At 37.9% G+C, this 819-nt stretch carries 1 pseudogene; it reads right to left on the bottom strand.

Features of this window, described 5'->3' with window-relative positions:
• Positions 1-804 (bottom strand): annotated as a pseudogene (locus IQR33_RS31395) (hypothetical protein); the annotation flags it as partial.
• Positions 805-819: the final 15 nt, after the last annotated feature.

The raw sequence follows: 819 nt of genomic DNA, 5'->3' as shown, positions 1-819 counted from the left end.
CAAATCAAAGAGTTCAACTCTCTCAGCATTGACCATCACTGAAATCCTTCCTAAGAGATCACAATGTTTAGATCGAGAAGTGTCCTGGCTGATTGGTTCCAGCTTTAAATTATGAGCAATACTCACTTTTACAGGTAACTGTGTTTTAGGGAGGTTCTTCGTGGTGCAGTTAAAATCGCTTTCATTCAAATCGCTCGCATCTATTGGACGCTCCCAGTAGCTAAGAAAGGACTTATGATTATCAATAAACCGCACTGGGTCATTGTCAACATTAAGAGTTTTCATTAATACAGCTTCAGGTAATTTCGATGAGTTAATGCTGATTTTTCCATGAATAGATTCGTACTCTGCATTACTTTTAGGATAAGGAATCCAGCCATTACCTCTCAAAAGTTCATTCCAGATAACCAAAGGTCTGTAGGGAAGGGCATTTACTCCATCTAGACTCCATCTAAACGAAAGATAAGCAGCATGCTTTTCAGAAAAAATGTTTATTAAGGGTTTCTGGGCCTCTTGAATGTACATATCAAGAAATGCTCTTCTGGCTTTAGCGTTCAAGCTTCTATCATTTTTGATGTCTATAACGCCTTCATGTTGGTCGACGTACCCACTTTTATATAGTCGTTTGAACTCTTCAGCTTTTTTAGATGACTCAATTGAAATTTGAGAAAAATACCTAACCAACTTTTCTAAATACTTTACTTTTAGAACGTTCGGCTGAAATGCTACTCGTTGATATGCTGCAAAATCGATAGCTTTGGCATGCATCATTCTCGCATCCATATTGCAACTCAGCTGAAACATGAAATCTCTAATGCG

Origin of the sequence: Vibrio sp. OPT46 (genome assembly GCF_015163535.1) — a bacterium.
GTDB classification, from domain to species: Bacteria; Pseudomonadota; Gammaproteobacteria; order Enterobacterales; family Vibrionaceae; genus Vibrio; species Vibrio alginolyticus.
The sequence above is the reverse complement of the archived record's forward strand: the minus strand, read 5'-3'. Positions and strand labels throughout refer to the sequence as shown.